This is a genomic window from Clostridium amylolyticum, from assembly GCF_900142075.1.
Classification (GTDB): domain Bacteria; phylum Bacillota; class Clostridia; order Clostridiales; family Clostridiaceae; genus Clostridium_AA; species Clostridium_AA amylolyticum.
In genome coordinates this window covers 482,454-505,219 of record NZ_FQZO01000003.1, presented here as the reverse complement: position 1 = coordinate 505,219, position 22,766 = coordinate 482,454, and the positions used below count along the sequence as shown (strand labels likewise).

At 31.1% G+C, this 22,766-nt stretch carries 18 protein-coding genes; 2 read left to right on the top strand and 16 right to left on the bottom strand.

Features of this window, described 5'->3' with window-relative positions; translation table 11 throughout:
• Positions 1 to 217: 217 nt before the first annotated feature.
• From mprF to BUA82_RS09445, 11 genes are all read right to left on the bottom strand, one after another.
• Positions 218 to 2,764 (bottom strand): bifunctional lysylphosphatidylglycerol flippase/synthetase MprF, encoded by a 2,547-nt coding sequence (gene mprF, locus BUA82_RS09495; protein WP_073006972.1) that lies wholly within the window; start codon positions 2,762 to 2,764, stop codon positions 218 to 220.
• Between the two features lie 458 nt (positions 2,765 to 3,222).
• The gene (locus tag BUA82_RS09490) at positions 3,223 to 3,621 is read right to left on the bottom strand and encodes a PH domain-containing protein (protein ID WP_073006969.1); all 399 of its coding nucleotides are present in this window, start codon (positions 3,619 to 3,621) and stop codon (positions 3,223 to 3,225) included.
• A gap of 239 nt (positions 3,622 to 3,860) precedes the next feature.
• A complete protein-coding gene (locus BUA82_RS09485; RefSeq protein ID WP_083599870.1) occupies positions 3,861 to 4,742 on the bottom strand; it encodes an ADP-ribosylglycohydrolase family protein in 882 nt (293 codons plus the stop codon).
• Positions 4,743 to 4,945: 203 nt separating this feature from the next.
• Complete coding sequence (locus tag BUA82_RS09480; RefSeq protein ID WP_073006967.1) at positions 4,946 to 5,224, bottom strand: barstar family protein; 279 nt, start codon at positions 5,222 to 5,224, stop codon at positions 4,946 to 4,948.
• A 23-nt stretch (positions 5,225 to 5,247) separates the two neighbouring features.
• On the bottom strand, positions 5,248 to 5,718 hold the full coding sequence (locus tag BUA82_RS09475; protein WP_073006965.1) for a ribonuclease domain-containing protein: 471 nt from the start codon (positions 5,716 to 5,718) through the stop codon (positions 5,248 to 5,250).
• A gap of 130 nt (positions 5,719 to 5,848) precedes the next feature.
• Complete coding sequence (locus tag BUA82_RS09470) at positions 5,849 to 6,421, bottom strand: nitroreductase family protein (protein WP_073006963.1); 573 nt, start codon at positions 6,419 to 6,421, stop codon at positions 5,849 to 5,851.
• A 209-nt stretch (positions 6,422 to 6,630) separates the two neighbouring features.
• Entirely contained in the window at positions 6,631 to 8,676 is a 2,046-nt protein-coding gene (locus tag BUA82_RS09465; RefSeq protein ID WP_073006961.1) for a methyl-accepting chemotaxis protein, read from the bottom strand.
• A 320-nt stretch (positions 8,677 to 8,996) separates the two neighbouring features.
• Positions 8,997 to 9,956, bottom strand: coding sequence for a siderophore ABC transporter substrate-binding protein (locus BUA82_RS09460; protein ID WP_073006959.1), 960 nt, complete (start codon positions 9,954 to 9,956; stop codon positions 8,997 to 8,999).
• Positions 9,957 to 10,005: 49 nt separating this feature from the next.
• Entirely contained in the window at positions 10,006 to 10,764 is a 759-nt protein-coding gene (locus BUA82_RS09455; protein ID WP_073006957.1) for an iron ABC transporter ATP-binding protein, read from the bottom strand.
• Positions 10,761 to 11,738 carry an iron chelate uptake ABC transporter family permease subunit gene (locus tag BUA82_RS09450; RefSeq protein WP_073007209.1) on the bottom strand — a complete coding sequence of 326 codons (978 nt, stop codon included), beginning with the start codon at positions 11,736 to 11,738 and terminating at the stop codon, positions 10,761 to 10,763. The genes BUA82_RS09455 and BUA82_RS09450 overlap by 4 nt, the downstream gene beginning before the upstream one ends.
• 49 nt (positions 11,739 to 11,787) lie before the next feature.
• Positions 11,788 to 12,741, bottom strand: coding sequence for an ABC transporter permease (locus BUA82_RS09445; protein WP_073006955.1), 954 nt, complete (start codon positions 12,739 to 12,741; stop codon positions 11,788 to 11,790).
• Positions 12,742 to 13,015: 274 nt separating this feature from the next.
• Here BUA82_RS09445 and BUA82_RS09440 point away from each other — a divergent pair, with 274 nt between their 5' ends.
• Positions 13,016 to 13,774: a helix-turn-helix transcriptional regulator gene (locus BUA82_RS09440; RefSeq protein WP_073006953.1), complete on the top strand. Its 759-nt coding sequence runs from the start codon at positions 13,016 to 13,018 to the stop codon at positions 13,772 to 13,774.
• Positions 13,775 to 13,886: 112 nt separating this feature from the next.
• On the opposite strand, the gene BUA82_RS09435 is transcribed toward BUA82_RS09440, so the two are convergent.
• The 5 genes from BUA82_RS09435 to BUA82_RS09415 all read right to left on the bottom strand — a co-directional run bounded on the left by BUA82_RS09435 (position 13,887) and on the right by BUA82_RS09415 (position 22,096).
• A complete protein-coding gene (locus BUA82_RS09435) occupies positions 13,887 to 15,296 on the bottom strand; it encodes a DUF2334 domain-containing protein (protein ID WP_073006952.1) in 1,410 nt (469 codons plus the stop codon).
• A gap of 260 nt (positions 15,297 to 15,556) precedes the next feature.
• Positions 15,557 to 16,414 (bottom strand): DUF2935 domain-containing protein, encoded by an 858-nt coding sequence (locus BUA82_RS09430; RefSeq protein WP_073006951.1) that lies wholly within the window; start codon positions 16,412 to 16,414, stop codon positions 15,557 to 15,559.
• A 117-nt stretch (positions 16,415 to 16,531) separates the two neighbouring features.
• Positions 16,532 to 17,743 (bottom strand): S8 family serine peptidase, encoded by a 1,212-nt coding sequence (locus tag BUA82_RS20320; RefSeq protein ID WP_083599869.1) that lies wholly within the window; start codon positions 17,741 to 17,743, stop codon positions 16,532 to 16,534.
• A 241-nt stretch (positions 17,744 to 17,984) separates the two neighbouring features.
• Positions 17,985 to 19,847, bottom strand: coding sequence for an ABC transporter ATP-binding protein (locus BUA82_RS09420; protein ID WP_073006950.1), 1,863 nt, complete (start codon positions 19,845 to 19,847; stop codon positions 17,985 to 17,987).
• A complete protein-coding gene (locus BUA82_RS09415; protein ID WP_073006947.1) occupies positions 19,844 to 22,096 on the bottom strand; it encodes an ABC transporter ATP-binding protein in 2,253 nt (750 codons plus the stop codon). Before BUA82_RS09415 ends, BUA82_RS09420 begins: the two co-directional genes overlap by 4 nt.
• Before the next feature lie 175 nt (positions 22,097 to 22,271).
• Here BUA82_RS09415 and BUA82_RS09410 point away from each other — a divergent pair, with 175 nt between their 5' ends.
• The gene (locus tag BUA82_RS09410) at positions 22,272 to 22,712 is read left to right on the top strand and encodes a MarR family winged helix-turn-helix transcriptional regulator (protein ID WP_073006945.1); all 441 of its coding nucleotides are present in this window, start codon (positions 22,272 to 22,274) and stop codon (positions 22,710 to 22,712) included.
• Positions 22,713 to 22,766: the final 54 nt, after the last annotated feature.

Sequence of the window (22,766 nt, the reverse complement as noted above, 5' to 3'; positions counted from 1 at the left end):
AGTAAAAAGGAAAGAAGCTTCCTCTGAAGCTTCTTTTTTGAATATAACAAACATAAATTTACTATTTTCTACATTTCCTCTTAGGAGGCTTATAAAAATAGTTCAAGACAAAAAACTTCTAATAAAGTTTTTTTGTCTTGTGTTAGTTTAAAGAAACTCCTCTAGGAGTTACTTCCTTAATTTCAAATTCTCAATTATAAATTCTAAATTCACATTCTCACTCTTTATGCTTCCCTGCCAAAAGTGCTAACTCCAATACCAACAATGTCAATTTAGCGCCTTTTGGGTAAGCTAAATAAACCCCTTTCCATTCTGGCTGAAATTTTTCTTTAAATTTTCTTAAGCCTCTAAAACTATATATCTTATTACCATAATTATATACATATTTTCCAAGCTTTTCGTCTGTATGGGAATAAGGATTACTTCCTACATTTGATAAAGGTGCAACTCCTAAACTGAACTGTTTGTAACCATTGTCCTTTGACCAATTTATTATCCCTAAAAATAAAGCATCCATAACACCACTGGGAACTTCTACTTTTCCTCTCATTAAATCTATAGATATAGTTACATTATCGTATATAGGCATTATGCTGGCAAAAGCAAGGATATCATCATCTTTATTTATAACCGCTATGGGAGCTCTATTTAAATAATCTGTATCAAACCAACCCACAGAAAACCCCTTTTCTTTCCTTTCTCCCAGCCATTCATCAGATATAACCCGAAGTTTATCTAAAAACTCTTTGTCAAAAGGTGGCATAATCATGGCAAATTGAAATTCATTTTTATCCATCTTATTTCTTGCTATTCTTAGATCTTGTTTTTTCTTACCTGTAAGGTTAAAATCCACTAAATCTATTAGAGCTTCTTCACCTAATTTAAAGAATTCATAGCCATTATCGTGATAAATAGATAGATTTTCATCAGATGCTTCGTAAATAACTGGTATCATATCAAATTTATCTGCAAAGTGTCTAAATTCTAAAATAGCATTGATAAAAAGTTCTTTTTCTCCTATGGGGTCGCCTAACACCACCATTTTATCTTTATACGGTGTGTAAGCAATAAGCACTTTTTTATTTTGAGAGAAATAGAAGCATTTATCTTTTAGAAACAGTAAATGTGTCATCCTGTTTCCAGAGTATTTTTTCAGAAAATCTTCTAGTTCTTCTAAATCCTCATCATTAGGAAATTCAAATCCTACTTTTCTAACCCTCCTAAATAAAAATAATCCCGCTATAATCCATGTGACAATTAAAAATAAGAAAACTCTTGAAAGCAGAGCATTTTTACTTTCCATAGTGGTAAATAAATGTCTGTGAGTAGAATAGCTAATGCCGGCATAGATAAAAGCCATGATGGTGGTGGATATTAAAATAATAAAAATATCTTTCAATCTTATAGGAGCACTTTCCCTATAAAAATTGTCTTTTCCTAAATATAGAAGTCCTGATATTATAAGTATAATAGTAGACTCTTCAAAATCTAGTCCTTTAATAAAGGTTAGAAAGCCCCCTAAAAGCAGAAATATTACAGTTAAATTATAATAGCTTTTAATCTTATCCCATATACCTCTAGATAATATTATAAGTATTATACCTATAGCCATGGAAGCATTCTTAGAGAACCTTAATACAGGAAAAGACAATACCTTATGTATCACCTTTATTCTATCTGCTAATGCTGGGGTAGCAGAGGATAAAACAAGAATAACTCCTCCTAGAAAAACTAACGCAGCTAAAGCCCTTACACCTATTTCACTGGAAATATTTTTTTCTTCTTTCTTTGTTTTTTTCCTTCTAGATACTAAATCAATAGCTAAAAAAACCATAGAAATACTCCAAGGCACCACATAATAAAACAATCTGAAGGTTAGTATTCCAGCTAAAGCAGCTTCATAACCAGCACCCATAAGCTTTAATCCTAAAAGTGCTGCAAAGTCAAAAGAACCTAATCCACTAGGTATAAAACTTGCAAGTCCCAAGGTAACAGCCACTATATAAACTCCCAAGGCCCCTCTTATAGAAAGGTTTGGTGTGAAACTTCTAGATATTCCTGCAAAAAATGAAGCTGCAGCTAACCACTCTACTATAGAGGAGAAAAACAACATTAATTTTAACTTCAAAGGAGCTTCAACATTTTCTCCTAATATCTTTTCCCTTATAAATTTTATTTTTCCAGATAAAAAATATAAGGGTATATATAATATAAATACTACTAGAATAATCTTATAAAAATTGCTTTCATCAATTAAAAATGAAAAGTTAAAGACATTAAGAAATCCCAATATTATTAATGTAGACAAGCCTGTACCTGTGGATAAAATTATGTAAAAGTTAGCATTTACAGCTTTCTTAGTATCTATATTTTCCCTTTTATATAAAAGAGTTCTTACACTGGCTCCGCCTATCCCTCCCATACCTATAAAACTATTTATAGAGTTAGCTATCCATCCTATTTTTAACACTTTCCCAGAGCTTAAATGAAAACCGAAGTATTTACTTATGGAGAAATCATAAAGGGTGGTGGACATAACTGCTACAATACCTGCAATCATCATAATAAGTATGGTTACATTACCCAAATCTCTTAAAATATAAAAGGTTTTTCTGAAGTTTACACTCTTTATCTCATTACCAAACTCATATATCATCACAGCAATTACTATTAATGCAATGACAACCTTTAGTATATCGCCTTTCTTGTTCTTTATTATCTCTTTAACTTTATCTTTATCAAGATCTCTCAATTTAAAATTCATATACTCCTGGTTTTTCTCATATTTCTAAACCAGAACCTCCTTTCTTTATTGATGATATTTACTATTTATCAAGTGATTCTTAGCTTCAGATGGACTCACTTAAAAGGAATACCTTCTCCATCTGAAGCTTAGAAGACCTTATCCAGGCGCTTAGCGCTCATTATCCCACTAATTGAATAAGTAGGGTGATTAGGAGCGGTTAGCTATCGGATAAAATTAGTCTTTGAACGAAAATTGTAATAATTAATATTAATGTATTTATTATTATCTTATCACCTATAAAAATGCATATTACAAAAAGTAAAGAGAAATTATAAAATGTTTACAATCCTGTATAATGGCTATCCTTCCTATAACTAAAGAATCAGTAAAAATTGAAACAATAATATAATGAATTAAACTAAAAAAGATGATTCTCTTTAGATACAAGAATCATCTTATACATTCAAAATATAAAACTATGGATTTAAATTATTTATTTTTTGAAAAAAGTTATATAATCTTTCAATATTTTCACTCTGATTGCTAAGGCCAAGCACCTTATTATTAGCTTTAGCTTTTAATACACTATCATCCTTTAATCTTATTTCTATTGCTTTTCCTAAAGGAGCTTTCTTCATGCTGCAACTTTTTATTTCTTCCGGTCTTATTTCCATAAAGTCTTTTTCATTTAAAAGCGATGATACTCTTAATATCAATATTCTTTTATTAGTTAACGCAATAAAGTAATATTTACTTAGCAATGTAATAAACCAATTTAGTTTTATTGCATAAATAGGATAAATTTCAGTTTCATCCTTACTTAAGTACCCGGAAAATTTTTCGAGCATTAAGTCTTCAGTTATCTTTAATGCCATATAAGCACCTCTTTCACAAATATAGTAAATTATCTTTTAAATATATTTTATTATATGATAATAATTATCATCAAGTTAATAAAATGTTAATTTTAACCTATTTCTCTTTATATTTCATTTAGTTAGAATTAATTTTTCTATAATTATATAAATTAATAATTTTTTGTATACAAAAAGAGGTCCCCTTATAAAAGGAAACCTCTCTTTGTATGATTAGCGTATTCACTTAATAATGTATGTTAGCTTATTATTTCTTCATAAGCTTTCATATCTTTCAGCCAGCTTTCTGGTATACCTTCCTGACCCTTATAAGCCCCTAATATCATTCCTAATATCATTCCCCTTGCCGCAGAATCTCCTCCACTTAAAACATTTTTCTTAAGAGCTTCCTTAAAGTCATCTTGATATTTTATAAGAAGGTATATGGTAGATGGAAATGCATGCACTCCTCCACAGCTTTGTCCAAAGTTCTTTATCACATCTCTTGGTTCATTTTGTAGATTTTCCAAGGCATTATCTATCATATTTTTTAAGGAGTTAGGAGCTTTATCCTTTTCACTGAGCACCGCTTCTTCAGGAGAACTTCCTTTTAGCACCTTAAAGGTTATTTGGGCTATAAATTCTACCATGTGTATAACTAAAGGATTATTGTGAGTCAATTTAGTTTCAGCTGCCACATATTTAAGTATTTTATTTTTATCAGGATAGAATTCAAATATAATAGGAGCCATTCTAGCTGCCCCTCCTAATTCATCTGAGGAAGAACCTTCTAGAGTTTCGGAATTTCTTAATCTTTCTATGGATTCCTTGGTGGCGTGGTCTTTGTACCCTTTATAATATTCCATATATTTAAGCCAAGCCTCTTTAAATTTTTCTATATTAAAGTCCCTATGCTCCCTTAAAAACTTTAGTAAAAGCAGGGTTTGATCTCCATAATGAGTAAAGTCCCCTTTTTCTTTAGTAGGGTGGAAAGAGCCTATTGGAGGATTGGTTATAGTATTAATGTCTCCAAAGGTATCATCTATTTTTTCTGTATCATAAATCCAGTGAGGTCCTAGAGCAAATGCATCTGCTGCAAAGCTTCCTAGAAGCATACCCATTAATTTATTATCTTTCATCATTAACACCTTCCTTTTATGGCAAATGCCATTATTACATTAAGCATATTATTAACCCATTTCTGAATCAATGAATTCTATTAAAGTTTACTTATAATTAATAATGATAAGATGTTCCTAGTGGTTAAGTTAATAATGCCAGGCACCAAAGAATAATTATAAATTCCTTAGTGTCAGGCATTATTTTTTATATTATAAGAAATTTATCATTTTCCATAAGTAAAAATATAATTGCCCTGCGATTCTTCAGCTGCTTTAATAAATATATCTAACGCTATTTGGGCATAATTTCCTAACAATTCTATGCTTTTATCTACATTGACCCAATGTATTTTAACAGGATATTCTAGATCTGTAGTTAGGCAATCCCACAATGCATCTAGATTTCCTCCATAATGTTCAGGGAAACCTAGCTTATTTTTAAGTATTTTATGAAATTTCTCTTTTGTGATAAAGTCTTCACCTTTTAAAATTATAGTTTTCATGTAAAACACCACCTGGTTTATTTCTATTTATTAGGCTTATCATAATAAGCTTTGAAGGTTTTATAATGGTCAGAGGTTCCATAAACCAGACCATCATTTGAAAACAATATTCTATCTGCTCCCCTTTTTCCGCCTTTATAGTTTATGTCGCACTCACGCCAAGTCCTCCCTTTAGCTTTAGGTAAACTTCCTTCAAAATTTCCAAACACATCTCCTCCGATGCTCTTTCCTTTAGCTATCTTCCAAAGGTCATCTCCAGGATTCCATCCGAACTTTGTAGCTTCAGATTTGGTAATATAATTGGAGGGAAGTTTATTATATTCTCTAATGTAGTCAGCAACAGATTGAAAATCATCATAAGTTCCCTTTTCATCTATTTTAGTACTCTTAAGGGTGTCATTTACTTTATTATTAGATGGCTTGCAAGCTGCAAATGCAAAACTTAGAACCACGGATAATAATAGTAATAACCACCTTTTTACTGAAAACTTCATTTTATTTCCTCCTGTATTTTAATAAAATATACTAATAATTATAATATATGAAAAACACATAATACCATAAAAATTAGAACTCTACCTTATATGTTGTAGAGTTCACCATAAATTTTTACCACTTGATTTTCTAGATATCTAACACTATATCCTCTAGCTTTCTCTTAGGCACGTAATGATTTCCTTCTTCATCTCTATAGTATTTAATGTCTCCATTTTTATCTATTTCTTCAAGTATTACATTTTCCTTTGGAGCCCCTAAGGCAATCACCATAAGTATTTCATATTTTGAAGGTATATTTAAAGCCTTAGAAAGCTCTAATCTGTTAACTGAACCAAACATACAACCCCCAAGTCCTTTTTCCACTGCACCTAAAAGTATATTTTCCGCTGCTATACCATGATCCCAAAAATAGTTATTACTAATATCCTTGTCATGAAGCATTATTATATAAGCAGAAGGTCTTTCTCCCTTTTCCGGTCCATGCCAATCTTTAAGATAACCTGCCCATTTTAAATTATCAAAAACTATCTGATTTCTTTCTTCTGTGTAAGAAAGTACATACTTAAGGCTTTGAAGATTTCCCCCTGAAGAAGATATCCTTGCCAAATTCATAAGCTCAATTAAAGTCTCCTTGGAGATTTTTTCGTCCTCATAAAATCTTCTATAACTCCTGTTTTTTAATAATAAATCTTTAATCAATTAATACTCCACCCTTCTCCTAATGTTCTAATAAAACCTTCTTTTACCATTCAAAATCCTATACCATTATCCTTCATAAATTTATATTACTATATAACAATGCATATTTTCAATTTTACACTAAAACAATCTACTTTAATAAGTATAAATGGGATAATCTAAAACTTATTAGTTTTAGAATTATCCCATTTAATTAAAACACTGGAGTGCTATTTAGTTATTTTGAACTTAGACATTTCATTATTAAGATTATCCGCACTTTCTTTAGACTTCGATACCTCTTCTAGAACATCATTAGACTTAGAACTTATGTCTGATATTCTAGATGCTATATCAGTAGTACCTCCTGCCCCCTCGCTAGCAGCTTGGGCTACTCCATCTATAGTTTTTATAACATCCTGTAATGAAGCAGATAGTTCTTCTGCAGTAGCACTAAAATCAGAAACTAATTCATTAACAAATTTAGCGTCCTCACTGTACTTTTCACCTACTTGCAGTAAGGTATCATAATCTCTTATAACATCCGAAGAAACAAAATCTAATAATCTTTCTGAGCCGTCAGATAAATTATCTACTGCATTTTTAACCTGACTTGTTATGTTCTGAATTTCGCTTACTGTATCTTTAGATTGCTCCGCTAACTTTCTAATTTCTTCAGCCACCACGGAGAATCCTTTTCCAGCCTCTCCCGCCCTAGCTGCTTCTATAGCTGCATTTAATGCTAGTAGATTAGTCTGATCTGTTATTTGCATTATAGCATTAGATAATATATTGATCTTTTCTACTACCTTTGAGTTATCTATAGCTTTTTTCAAATTTTCTTTTGTATTATTAAATATATCTACAGCTTTTTCTTGAGCTATAATAACATTATTCTTTGTAGTTTCTGCACGTTTAGTAATTTCTCCAGCGGCTATAGCTCCTTCTTCTGATTTTTTTGCTATAGAATTAACCGCTTTTTCTATTTCTTGTGAAGTTGCAAACATCTCTTCAGAGGATGCAGCTGTCTCCTCCATACTTGCGGATAATTCCTCTGTAGTAGCTGATACTTGTTCTATATTACTATTTAAATCCGAAACACTTTCTTTAATATTCTTTACCATAACCTCTATATTGTTAGATTCATTTTTTATATCACCTACTAAACCTACAAATTGCACTTGTAAATCATGTAAAGCTACACCAATGGTACCTAATTCGTCCTTTCTTCTTTTGAAATTCTCTGGCACATCATTGCTAAAATCACCATTAGCTAAATAACCTAAATGTGTCACTGCCTGTCCTAATGGCGAGGTGATATTTTTTGAAAATAATATAGCTATAATTATGGCTATGGCCAGTGCAACTAAAGTTACCATTATAGTATAGTAAAGCATTTTAGTGGTACCTGCTTGAATCTCTTTCAAATCTGCTGTAATAACTATTATCCATTTAGTTTCATCCACTTCACTGTAGCTGCATAACTTTTTTAATCCTTTATATAAATATTGCTCTGCCTTGGTTTCAATAGTTTTACCAGAATCAACCTCTTGAGCTACCTTTTTTATCACTTCATTTTCCACAGGTTTAGTAATTTTATCTTTTTCAGGATGAGATAACATAATGCCTTTGGAATCTACTAGATAAACATATCCACTACCTTCAACTTTTATATTTTTAAGGTTTTTAGTTAGATAATCTACATATACCCCTTTACCTACATAACCTAAAATATTATTATCTGCATCCTTTATAGGTAATATAAAAACCACTATCAAATCCCCAGTAGCTTTAGATACCATGCTGTTACTGATTACCAACTCTTTTTTCTCTACCACATCTTTAAAATAATCTCTATCTAAAACACTCTTTTTAAAAGATCCAGGTGCACTGTCTGCAAAGATAGTACCATTACTATCTACTAAAAAAATGTGTTCTAGATTCCCTTCTTCTTTTGCTTTTTTGTCAAGATATTCATTTAGAGAATTTATATCTTGGCTGTAGGATTGAAAAAAACTTTCATCAAGGGTTTTATTGCGTTTTTCAGCTAGAGAAATAACATTTTCATAGCCACTAATACCTTTAATTTCAGCTTTTTCAGCCAGTATTAAAGCTGAAATAATTTGAGAACCATCACTACTTAAAGATTTTATTTGCTCTTGAGTATTCTTAGAAATAATATTAGAACTATAGAAATAAGTAAAGATGGAGGTAGCTAGTAATGGTATAGCCAATAATAAAGCTATAATAATGGGAAGTTTTTTCTTTATAGTCATATTTATCTCTCCTTTATATTAAATAATATTCAAAAGTCGTCCTATGCAGAGTATAAAGTCAAAACTATTTTTATATTATTATTTATGCTTTAATTAAATTTTATTTATAAAGATTGTCATTTAATGCAATAATAACATTTTATTCAATTATTTTTTATTTATATCGACATCGTTAATAGATATATCGACATATTTATTTCTTACTTAATATTTTAAAAATTATTTTTTAATATTTATTAGTGATAAATAAAAAGGATAATCTTAAGCACAAAAATGCTAAGATTATCCTTTAAGCACATTATAGTTTACTGCAGTTCTAGTTACTTAAGAGCTTTAGCTACTTCTTCTATCATTACTTCCATGGATTTTATTCCTCCTCCAGACAAATACCAGTAGGATGGATCTAAATACACCATTTTACCTTCTTTGTAGGCATTGGTGCTCTTAACTAAATCATTTTCTAAGGATTGCTTTGCTGAAGAGGTACCTTTAGTGCCTAATGCAGCGCTTCTATCTATAATAAATATGTAATCAGGATTTTTTTCTTTTATATACTCATATCCGATTTTTTGACCATGGGTAGAAGCTTCTACCTTTTCATCCACAGCTTTAAAACCTAGGGTATCCACTAAAGCAAACCTAGATCCTGGACCATAGGCGCTGATATTACCGTCATTAGCTAGCATAATTAAAGACTTTTTATCTTTAGCCTTTTTATTTACTTCCTCCTGAACCTCTTTAACCCTAGTTTCTATAGCTTCAATTTTCTTTTTTCCCTCTTCTTCCTTTTGGAAAATTTGTGCTAAGGTGGTGGTATTGGATTTAAAGGAATCTAGATACTTCTTGGTATCTAAGCCTACATATAAGGTTGGAGCAATTTTGCTTAACTCTTTATAATGATCTGACTGCCTTGCTGAAATTATGATCAAATCCGGCTGAAGTTCACTAATAACTTCAAAATTAGGCTCCTTCAAGCCTCCAATAGCTTTATATTTATTATCTTTATATTTTGAAAGATATTCTGGAAGATTATCCTTCACCACTCCCACAGGCTCTACATTTAAAACCTGGAGAGTATCTAATGCGCCATAATCAAAAACCACTACTTTTTCAGGTCTTTTGCTTATGGTGATGTCTCCTAAGTCTTGTTTTATATTTAAAGTTTTATATTCTTTAGAAGATTGGTTGTTAACTGCATCTTTATTGGTATTTGCTGCACATCCTGCTGTAAAGCTTCCAATTAATACCGCGCTTAATATTGCTATTATTGTTTTTTTCATATTATCACCTCATGATTATTTATTTAAAATATCTATTAACACTTGATTCTCAAGAAAAATAATGGCATAGGTTGTTTCCATTTATCTCTTCTATATTAATATCCAAATCATATATTTCTTTTAATACCTCAGGCTTTATTATCTCTTTTGTCTTCCCCTCCTTAACTACCTTTCCATGCTTTAAGGCCACTATATAATCTGAATAGCAGGAAGCAAAATTTATATCGTGAATAACTATAATAATAGTCTTATTAAGCTCGTCCACCAATCTTCTTAAGATCTTCATTATCTCCACAGAATGTTTCATATCTAAGTTATTTAATGGCTCATCTAAAAAAATGTATTCTGTGTCTTGGGCTATTACCATGGCTATGTATGCCATCTGCCTTTCTCCGCCGCTTAGTTCATCTATATATCTATCCTTCAAGTGGGATATATTAATATAATCCATGGCTTTATGAATATGCTCTAAGTCTTCAGAAGTGAGCTTTCCTTGTGAATAAGGAAATCTTCCAAAACTCACCAATTCTTTAACTGTCAATTTTATATTCATATAATTAGATTGTCTTAAGATGGATATGGTTTTTGACAGCTGATTCTTGTCCCATTTATCTACGGCTTTATCATCTATATAAACCTCTCCCTTATCTTTACTTATGAGCCTGCTTATTATAGATAATAAAGTGCTTTTTCCTGCACCGTTGGCTCCTATAAAGGATATCATTTCACCTTTTTTAAGTCTTAAGGATACATTTTCTAAAACAGATTTCTGTGAATAGCTTTTATTTATGTTCTTTACTTCAATCATCGCTTATTCTCCTTAATTAGAAGGTATATAAAATAAACTCCCCCAATGAAATTTATAATTACGCTAAGGCTTGTACTAAAATTCAATAGCCTCTCCACAATAAGTTGTCCACCAACTAAAGCAATGATGCTGATAAGTATGGCTGATATAAACCAATAAATGTGTTTATAAGTTTTCATAAGCTCCTTAGCTAAATTAACCACTAATATTCCAAGGAATGTTATAGGTCCTGATAAGGCTGTAGAAATAGAAACCAAAACCGCCACTGCAAATAAGAATCTTTTTACTACCCTCTCATAATCCACCCCTAGATTTATAGCATTATCTCTACCTAAGGACAGAACATCTAAAAATTTAATATCTCTATAGATATAAATTCCTATAATAGCAATAGATAAAATACTGATAAAAAGAATATTGGTATTTATATTATTAAAGCTGGCAAACATCTTATCTTGTACAATTAAGAATTCATTAGGGTCTATAAGCATTTGCATAAAAGAAGATAAACTGCTAAACAAACTTCCAAATATCATACCTATAAGCACTAAAAAAAGCACATTATTGTTTTCTCTTTTAAACATGATTTTAAACAAAACTCCAGAGAAACCAATCATTATCCCTAGACATAGGATAAAATTAATATTCTTATTGGCTACCAGTACACTGGAGGAGGTAAACAAGTACACCACTAAAGTTTGGATAAACATGTAAAGAGAATCTAATCCTAGTACACTAGGGGTTAAAACTCTGTTATTAGTGATGGTTTGAAAGACCACAGAGGAAAAGGCTATACTGCTTCCTGTTAATATAATGGACAAAACCTTTTTAACTCTCCTAGGAAAATTATAGCCAAAGTTCTTAGGAGTAATTCCTATAAATAAAAATGTTAAGATTAAAACTACAGCTACTAACAATAAAATAGTTAAGATCCTTTTATTGCTATGCTTTAAAAACTTTATGTTTTTAAACATATTTACCTTATGAATATTTTTGGTGTCTATTTTTTGCTTATTTAAAGCATCATACTGCATAGTTTTTTCTCCTCATCAATAAGTATAGAAATATCCCACTGCCCAGCACTCCCACTACCACTCCTATAGAAAGCTCGTAAGGATATATTAAAACTCTTCCTAATATATCGCAGGCTAATACAAATACCCCTCCTAACAAAGCTGTATGAGGAATATTATCTTTTAAATTATCCCCATTATATAAGGATACTATATTAGGAACTATTAATCCTAAAAACGGTATGGTTCCTACAGTAAGTACAGTAACAGAGGTTATTAATGCTACAATCACAAGCCCCAAAGTCACCACCTTATTATAATTAAGTCCTAAATTAATGGAAAATTCTTCTCCCATGCCTGCGATGGTGAATTTATTTCCATAGATATAAGCGGTTATAAGCAATGGTATACCTATGTATAAAAGCTCATATCTCCCCTTTATGATTAAAGAAAAATCCCCTTGCAACCAGGAAGAAATATTTTGAATTAAATCATGCTTATATGCAAAAAAGGTTGTTATAGAACTTACTATATTCCCCAGCATAATCCCTAGTAAGGGGATAAATATGGAATTTTTATACTTAATTTTATTAAGTAATTTCATAAATAAAAAAGTTCCTCCTAAAGCAAAGAGAAAAGCTATAAGCATCTTTTGCAGGTAGCTAGCAGAAGAAAAGAGCATCATGGAAATTAAGATTCCAAATCTAGCCCAATCGGTGGTAGCCGCAGTGGTGGGTGAAACGAATTTATTTCTACTTATGGCTTGCATAATAAGACCGCTTATGCTCATGCTCATCCCCACTACTATTATGCTTATCAGCCTTGGAATCCTGCTTATAAGTAACACTTGAATATGCTCTTCTTTAAGCCTTAATATGTCCATGGGTTTTATATCTTTTGCTCCTATGAATAATGAAAGTATACTTAAAATTATCAATAGGATGATTAAATGTTTCTTTTTCAAGCTATCCCCACCCTTCCCTTTTAAAATATCAAGTTATTCTTAACTTTAGATAGAATTTGCATAAATAAGGTCAACCATTTTTAATTCCATCCATTCCAAGCTGTATATTCAGTGTTAGATTTGACTATGTCTTCAGCTCTTGCTATAATTTATCCAGCGATATTATTGAAAATCATTATCAATAACATTGTAACAATATAAAAATTTTAAATCTTAAATATATTTGTTTTTTTATAATTAAATTTATATCTTTCTTCACCTGGAGGGATTATCTTTGCACAAAACTCTATATCTAGATCAAAATCATATAAATGAAACCATTAAAAATTTCTTTTCATGCACTCATCTGCCCATTAAATTCTACGCCTCTAACCACACAGCTATAGCCTCTTATGGCTATAATGAGAATTTTAACTGCCTTGTAGAGGAATATAATATATACAAAAAAATAAAAGAAAGCCTTAGAAATAATCCTTTTGAATATGAAACCTTACTAGTAGAAGAGGACATTAATTTTACAGGTTTTTTTGCATGTCCAAAAAATAAAGATAAGGGAATCTATATTCTAGGTCCTTATGTGACAGATCAAAGCAAAATCACAGATATAGTTTTTAAGCCTAAAAAATTTATTCCAAACCTTATTTCTTTTTTACATAGCATTGCAAAGACTTGTGATTTAGTAGAAGGTCACCACCCAGAGGGAATTTCCCCTCAAAACTTTTATGTAAAAAGGGCTGTGGACTATATGTATGAAAACTATAAGGAAACCATTAATTTAGATACCTTGGCTAAGAAATTAAATGTTAATAAATGCTACTTATGCAGCTTATTTAGAAAGGAAGTAAATAAGACCTTCTCTCAGTTTTTAAATGAAATTAGGATAGAAAAAAGCAAAGGCTTATTAGTGGAAGGAGATTCCTCTATACTGGATATCGCTTTAAATGTAGGGTTTAACAATCAAAATTATTACAATATGACCTTTAAAAAGCTTACAGGCTTTACTCCTTTGGAGTATAGAAATTATCATAATTAAGGGCAACTAAAGTCTTAATGATATTATGATTTAGAAATTATCATAAAAAAAAGCAAACTAATAAGATTCCTCCTATTAGTTTGCCTTCTATTTTACTTTTTAATTATTCAAATTATTTTTCCACTTTATCTCTCAACTCTATTATATTCTTAAAATCTATGCCCATAGAATACATCTTATTAATAATGGCTTGTACCCCTTTGTTTGCTTCATATTTATATGAAGGGTATCCATCTTTTGAGGTTTCTAAAGTAATGTACTTAAACTCTTTGCCTGGATGATAATAAAAGCTAAAAAAGTCTTCTGATTTTATTTTTTCCGCCTTATCTATTATTTCTCCGACATTATCATCTTTTACATATCCCAAGGGAGTGGGAATGTACATAGTTCTATTATTATACTCACTTACTATAGGTTTATTATTAAACACCTCTAAATTAGATTCATAAATATAATCAAAATATTGCTCCAATAATCTTTGGAATCTTGCACTACATCTATAATGTGGGGTTTCAAAAAATTTGTATGGAATATTTAAGTACTGAGCTACCTCTATAGCTTTTTCCACCCTTTGCCTCTTTTCACTTCTTGATAGATTGTACTTTTCAGAGAATTCAGAGCCAATTATGCTTTCCTCATCCTTATTCTGATGAGTGTAGCCGTGAAGCCCTATTATTCCTCCTTTAGTTATCAAGTAATCCAAAGTGAAGAGAAAATCAGCATTTTTTATATTTTTATTAGCTAGTAAACTATTATCAATACCTTCTTTAGGATTTACATATCTAGGAACCCAAGCCACATGGAAGGGTGTAGCACTTTCATACATCTTGTCCCCTACAGCTCTAAGCCTTTCTAAATTTCCATCATCTAAATAAAACTCCATAGGCGCTAAATCTTCAAATCTTACCAAGGCACTTTTATTAGATTTATTAGTTTTTCTCTTATCATTAATAGCATTTATCTGGTTATTCTTTTTTGCATAGAGGGAAATTTTATTTTCTTTACTGTTCCAACGAGTTGTTAAATTTCCTATATTGCATAGATCAAATAAGGACATATAAACTTTGTCATTTATTAACCCAGTTTCACCTCTTAAATATTCCTTCTCACCATTAATATTGAAACTTTTATCCTTAAAGTTAATATTAACTTTATTAGAACTAGATATTATACTCATATCATCTTGTGACTTTTCCACAGTATATCCTAGTTTTGCTAAGATTTCTTCTGCAGGAAGATAATATCTGTTAAAGGTAAATATTATAGGGGAAGTAAATTTAATCTCCTTACCTTCTAAAAAAAAGTTTAATGCAACTTCATTTTTTTTATCTTTTAAAGAGGCTTGTACTTCTTCAACTCTAGTTTTACAAAGTCTTTCCATACTATGTCTTCTTTCACTTCTAGGATAAGCATCACTAAAAAGCTTTACATTTCCAGAAGCTATAGTATCTTTTTCTAAAAACATTATTAATCCTGCCAATGCTGCAAAAAAAGCAAATTTCTTCAATACAGGTTTTATCATTTTATATCCTCACCTTCATGGATAAATAGTTTGCTTATTATTATATTACCAATTATATACAAATAAACTCCTCACTTTTACAATAATAGTTACAAAAAATTTACACTTTTTTAATATATTTATATTATAAAGAAAAAAACTTAATGTTAAAAGATTTTTTACAAAATTTAAGAAAATTTTAAGTTAATAAAAAGATGCTAAGCACGTACAAGTGATAAATTATGATTTCATAATTTATCACTTGTCACGTTCCTAGCACCTTAAAAAGATTTTAACACTCTCATATAATGATTTGCTTCTCTTAAAGTATGATCCGCCAATAATGGTATTATCAAGGATTTAATTTTACAATTTAGAATTCCTTCAGTGCCTTGCTGCTTAAATTTAATTATTTCCATGGTGGCTTTAATGCTGTCTTCTAACAATTTTGTAGTTGCCACAACTTTGTCCATAATGCTACTAGATTCTTTTTTCAAGGCATCAAATTTATTTGCAAGATTATTGGCTATTTTTATTAACTCTTCCTCACTAGGATCTAGCATGCCTCTAATAAATTTTGCATGTTCCCCCATAATGTCATTCCAAAAATCTTCTTCCTTAATAGGCTCAGTGTGTACAGTAACTTCCTCACGCATTTGGAGGCGCTGAACATCTAAGAGATAATGTTTTGCTTCTTCTAAAATATGCATTAATAAAGAAGGATAATTTGTGGTAATGATAGTACAGGAATTAACTTGTGATATTACTACACTCTTAAAATGCATTAAAGCCTTTATTAATTCCATTGCCTTTTGATTAATGATGAATACACTCTGTTCCATATTAACCTTATCCATTCTCCATCTGTTTTCTACCAAAGCCATTTCTGCCTTTAATGTATAGGGGGTTACAACTTCTCCAGAGTGCAGTACATTTTCACTAACAATTCCTTGGGAAAGTCTTATTACTTCTAACAAAAAATTGTCAAATTCCTTTCTAAAAGCATCTGCTTGGAGTATAAAATTAGAATTCTTTTGTGGAAAACCAACTTGTAAAAAGAAGGAATGTTCTTTCATTATCCTTGCAAAAAACAAGTGCAGTTCTAAGGATTGTCTTATAAACTCAGCATTTGATAACATATTTCATTCCTCTTAATAAAATTCATCATCTCTAATATTATACTAAGGAATAAATATAAATATTACTAAGAAAAAGTAATCTAAAAATGGTAAAATGCTTATTGCTTTCCTTCTATTCTACTTTTTAATTGCTTTAATTAACTTTTCTGGATTAACTATTTTACTAAGCTCATACTTTATATCATCACCATAAGTTATAATCTCTCCTGTATCCACTGCAGCTTTTAAAAACTCTTCCGGAGTAATATCTGGTTTAACCTGACATGATAATGCATAAAGTCCTGCAATATAAGGAATTGACCAGCTTAATCCACCTCTTCTATAAAAGACATAATCATCCACTCCTGTAGGACTTGCCACGCTCCTGGAATCCATAGGAACTAATAGATAATTACTAAAATTATCTGGATTATTATAATACAAATCATTCCAAAATAAACCTGGCCTATAACTATTAAATTTATTGGGATCTTCATTAATATCTCTACCTAACCCCATAAAATTAAATCCATAATAGGTTTCAGCCAAGCTAGAAGTAACTACAAAAATTCCATTATTCTTTGCCCTTTCCACAGCTTTAATCACTTCTTCATATCCTTTTTCTTTTGATGACCATCCTAAAGCAATAGCTATTACTCTTATCTTTTTGTTCTGTGGTAAGGTATCGTTTATCTCAAGAATTCTATCTATACTTTGTGCCACATAAGAATAATCCATTATAAAGTCTTCGCCTTTATGTTCACCACTAGTTTCAGCTATATAATACAAATCTGCTTGTGGAGCTACACCAACATTTTCTCCTACTGATATTGAAGCCAAAGCTGAACCATGCATAGTAGCTGTTTCGTCTAAGCAATGTATTTCCTCATATACTCTTAGTCTTTTCTTATATTCATTATGATTAACTAATAGTCCTTGATCAATTATCGCTATACCTACTCCTTTTCCTGTTATGCCTTTCTTATGTAATTTTTTTAAATTTAATCCTGGATCTTTTCCATTTTTCATAATCTTCTCAGGATCAAATTCCTTTGGCAGCTTCTTGGGCCAAACAGTACCATAATCAAAATCCGCATATTTTAAGTTATTATATTCATCAGTAATGTCTAAATTAGATAAATCATAATGCCTTAAGTCAACCTCCCAGTACGAAGCATCAGGTTTATGCTGAGGTATAGCATCTATTTTATCCCTATTAAGTTTAGATACTTCTGGATACCTAGCAATTATTGCAGGGGCTTTACTTTCATCCTCGCCTAACTTGTCCACACTACATCCAGTTAATGTATAAACTAAAACAAGTAGAATTAAAACTAACTTTTTTTTCATCTCTTTACCTCCTAAATCATCTAATTAACATAATTCAATGGCACAATTTAAATCCCATGTTTATATTTCTAAAAAACAAAATAGGTATAACTATAGAGATCCTATAATTATACCTATTATATCACAATGTTTTCCATATATTACAGCATTTATTACATCGCATTATTTATTATCTTTTTCCATTTCATCTAATTCCAAGTGACCTAAAATATATATTGATAATAAAAGCTTATTATCTTTATTATATAGCTACATCTTCAAATTGACTGTTATAAAGGGCAGAATAGAAGCCTTGGGCTTTTAATAATTCTTCATGTTTGCCTTGTTCTACTATGTCTCCATCCTTCATTACAAGTATTAAATCTGCATCCCTAATGGTAGATAGTCTATGGGCAATGATAAAGCTAGTTCTGTCTTTCATCAAGTTTTCCATAGCCTTTTGTATTAATACTTCCGTACGAGTATCCACTGAGCTGGTGGCTTCATCTAGAATTAATATCTTTGGATCAGATAGTATAGCACGAGCAATGGTTAATAACTGCTTTTGTCCTTGAGATACGTTGCTTGCTTCTTCATTTAATTCCATGTTATATCCATTAGGAAGAGCTTTTACAAAGTGGTGAACATGAGCTGATTTTGCTGCTTCAATTACTTCCTTATCAGTGGCAGAAAGGTTACCATAACGAATATTTTCCATTATTGAACCATTAAATAGCCAAGTATCTTGAAGCACCATACCAAACATATTACGTAAGTCACTTCTCCTAAAGTCTCTAATGTCATGTCCATCTACTAATATAGCACCATCATTTACGTCATAAAAACGCATAAGAAGCTTAATCATAGTGGTTTTACCCGCTCCTGTTGGTCCAACAATAGCCACTTTTTGACCAGGTTTAATCTTTGCTGAAAAATCATTTATTATTATCTTATCAGGGTTATATCCAAAGTGAACATTCTTAAATACAACTTCCCCTTTAACCTCTTCAAGAGTAACTGGATTTTCTGCTTCTTTAATCTCTTCTTCCTCTTCTAAGAACTCAAAAACCCTCTCAGCAGCAGCTGCTGTGGATTGAAGAACATTGGCTATTTGAGCTACTTGCGCTATAGGTTGAGTAAAGGTTCTAACATATTGAATAAAGGATAGAATATCTCCCACCTCAATGGTTTTCTTTATGGCAAGCCATCCACCTAATATGGATACTGCTACATAACCTATATTTCCTATGAAGGTCATAATAGGCATCATCATCCCTGATAAAAATTGGGATTTCCAAGCTGAATTATAGAGAGTACTATTAATTTCTTGGAATTTTTCTACTGCCTCTTCTTCTCCATTAAAGGCCTTCATTATATTGTGACCGCCATAAACTTCTTCCACATGACCATTAACATGGCCTAAAAATTCTTGCTGAGACTTAAAATATTTTTGTGACTTTTTTACTACACCCATGATAAGCGCCATGGATACAGGTAGAATTAAAAGTGCTACCAAAGTCATCTGCCAGCTAATAGATATCATCATTATAAGAACACCTATTATTGTAATAACTGAAGTTATTATCTGTGACATACTTTGATTTAAGGTTTGACTCACGGTATCTACATCATTAGTAACCCTAGATAATACTTCTCCATGTGTCTTGCTATCAAAATATTTTAGCGGCATACGATTAATTTTTTCTGAAATCTCTTTTCTAAATTTATAAGAAATCTTCTGCGCTACTCCAGACATTATATATCCTTGTACAAAGGAGAAAATAGCACTGGTTAAATATAATCCTAAAAGCCAAATTACTATATTTCCTATATAAGCAAAGTCTATAGAGGCGCCTTCTACCCCAGTAACCTTATTTACCAATCCTTCAAAAAGCTTTGTGGTAGCCTTTCCTAAAATTTTAGGACCTACTATGGAAAAAGCTGCACTAAAAATAGCAAAAAGCACCACTATGATTATGGCTATGCTATAAGGTTTTAGATACTTCATCAGCTTATTCATAGTGCCCTTAAAATCTTTGGCCTTCTCAACCTTTCCCATGCCTCCCATGTGGCCCCCGCCACCAAAGCCACCTTGTCTTTTATTATCTATTTTTCTATCACTCATGATGAAAGTTCCTCCTCTGAAAGTTGGGATAATGCTATTTGTTTGTAAACCTCACAATTTCTCATAAGTTCTTTATGAGTACCATTTCCCACTATTTTACCTTCATCCAGCACTATAATCTTATCAGCATTCATAATGGTACTTATTCTTTGTGCCACGATAAGCACAGTGCTATGTGTAATCTGTTGTCTTAAAGCCTTACGTAAGGCTGCATCAGTTTTAAAATCCAAAGCTGAGAAGCTATCGTCGAATATGAATATCTCAGGATTTTTAGCCAAGGCTCTTGCAATGGACAATCTTTGTTTTTGTCCTCCTGAAACGTTAGTACCCCCTTGAGATATTTCTGTTTTAAAGCCCTCTGGTTTAGAATTTATAAACTCCATCGCTTGAGCTATTTCTCCTGCCCTTAATAGCTCTGATTCTGAGGCATCCTTCTTACCATATTTAATATTGCTTTCTATGGTACCTGAAAATAAAACTCCCTTTTGTGGCACATATCCAATCTTATCCCTTAGCTCTTTTTGAGCTACCTGTCTTATGTCTGTGCCATCAATTAGTATTTCTCCACTGGTTACATCATAAAAACGAGGTATTAAATTTATTAAAGTGGATTTACCACTTCCTGTACTTCCAATAAAGGCTGTGGTTTCTCCTGGTCTTGCAGTAAAGGTTATATTTTCTAGTACTGCCTCTTCTGCTCCAGGATATTTAAAGCTAACATTATTAAACTCTATATATCCCTTGTTATATGAATTGAAATCTTTAGTCTTTGGAGCATCCTTAATCATAACCTCAGTATCTAGCACTTCCACTATACGTTGTGCTGATACGGAAGCACGAGGAAGCATAATGGACACCATGGAAATCATTAAGAATGCCATTATTATTTGCATGGTATACTGCATAAACGCCATCATATTACCCACTTGCATATTACCTGCATCCACTTGGTGTGCTCCCACCCAAATAATTAAAACGGTTATGACATTCATTATAAGCATCATCATAGGCATCATAATGGTCATTAAACGACTTATAATCAAATTAGTTCTAGTTAAATCTTTATTTGCTTTATCAAATTTATTTTCTTCATATTTTTCAGTATTAAAAGCGCGTATTACCAACATTCCTATTAAAGAATCACGAGTTATAAGGTTTATCTTGTCCACTAGTTTTTGTACACTCTTAAATTTAGGAATAGCTATACTAAATAACACAATAACCAAGGTTAAAATAGCCATAACAGCTACGGCAATAATCCATCCCATAGATGTATCGGTTTTTAAAACTTTTATAATTCCACCAATCCCTAAGATTGGAGCGTAAAATACAATTCTAAGTAACATTACCATAAGCATCTGTACCTGCTGAATATCATTAGTACTTCTAGTGATTAATGAAGCAGTGGAGAATTTATCAAATTCTGTGTTAGAGAAACTTGTAACCTTTTTAAACACTTTTTCTCTAAGATTTCTTCCCACACCAGCTGCCACTCTTGCAGCTAATAATCCAACTATAACCGTAGCTACCATGCTGAGCAATGCTAAAAGCAGCATTTTAAAACCTGCCATAACAATATAATTTGATTGAAGCTTATCTGTTTCTATTCCTATGGCTTTGTATTCATTCTGAATAAAGGTAACCGCTGACTGTGTAATCATACTTTCAGGCATATCTTTAAATTTCTTGTCTATATTTTCTTTCATAGCCTTAATTTGCTCTTGAGGCAATTTAGCTATTATTGCAAAGGGATCTGTATTTGCTGAAATATTACCTGTGGGTTTTCCCCCGGAAGCTCCTTGCATAGGGGAAGTTAAACTTGAAATTCCGCCCTTCTCAATGCCACCAACAATTATTATTGGCTTTCCTAATATGTTATTAAGTTTGTCTATGGTTTTTTTGTCTTTTGTATTAAGTATATAAAGTGGCTGCTCTTGGAAGTTTGAATAGTCCTTTAAATATCTTTTCAACTCACTTTGAGATAAATTATTTTTATCCAAAAGTATATAGTTATCTTCTACTATTTTCTTATCCTCTTCGCTTAAAAAAAGTTTTATTTTATCAAGCTCACTTTCACGAAGTGCTCTAGGAACTGCGTTTTCTACTCCTCCTTGCTGAATACCCACATTAACAATGTTAGACATATATTCTGGCAGTGATAAGTCACATACTGCTTGTAAGAATAAAAGTGCTACCACTGCCGCTATAGACGCAATGAAGGGTTTTAGATACTTAGCTATCTTAAACATTTAATAACATCTCCCCATTTTATTAGAATCACTTGATATTATTCATAGTATTACCTTTTATATAATTATGAAATAATAACTATTATATTTTAATTATTTTTATATGTCAATAACTTTTTTATGGTATAATAGCCTTATATATATTAAGATATTTATAGAAAAAGGTGTGAAAATCATGGAAACTAACCTTAATAAACTTTCAGATGACTTATATAATCTATTATTACTATTACATAAAAAAGTTATTAATCCAGATGAAACTATGAAAAATCTTTCTATGCCATCTTCCCACTTCAAAGTTATATTTTATCTAAAAAAAAAGGGAACATCTTCCGTGTCAGATATTTGTAATAGCCTTACCATTTCTAGGCCCAACATGACTCCTATTATTGATAAACTTATTTCTGATGGAATGGTTCATAGATATAATGATACAAAGGACAGAAGGATAGTAAGAGTAGAACTCACAAATAAAGCCCATGAGTTTGTAAGAGAACAAGAGGATAGGATGAAAAGAATTCTATCAAATAAAATATCCACTTTAAATCCTAATGATTTAGAATCATTAAAATATAATGTGGAAGAAATAATAAATATACTTATGAAAATAGAGTAAGTCCTGCCTGGCACCTCATGTATATTTTTAAAATCTAAGACCATACTACTATTG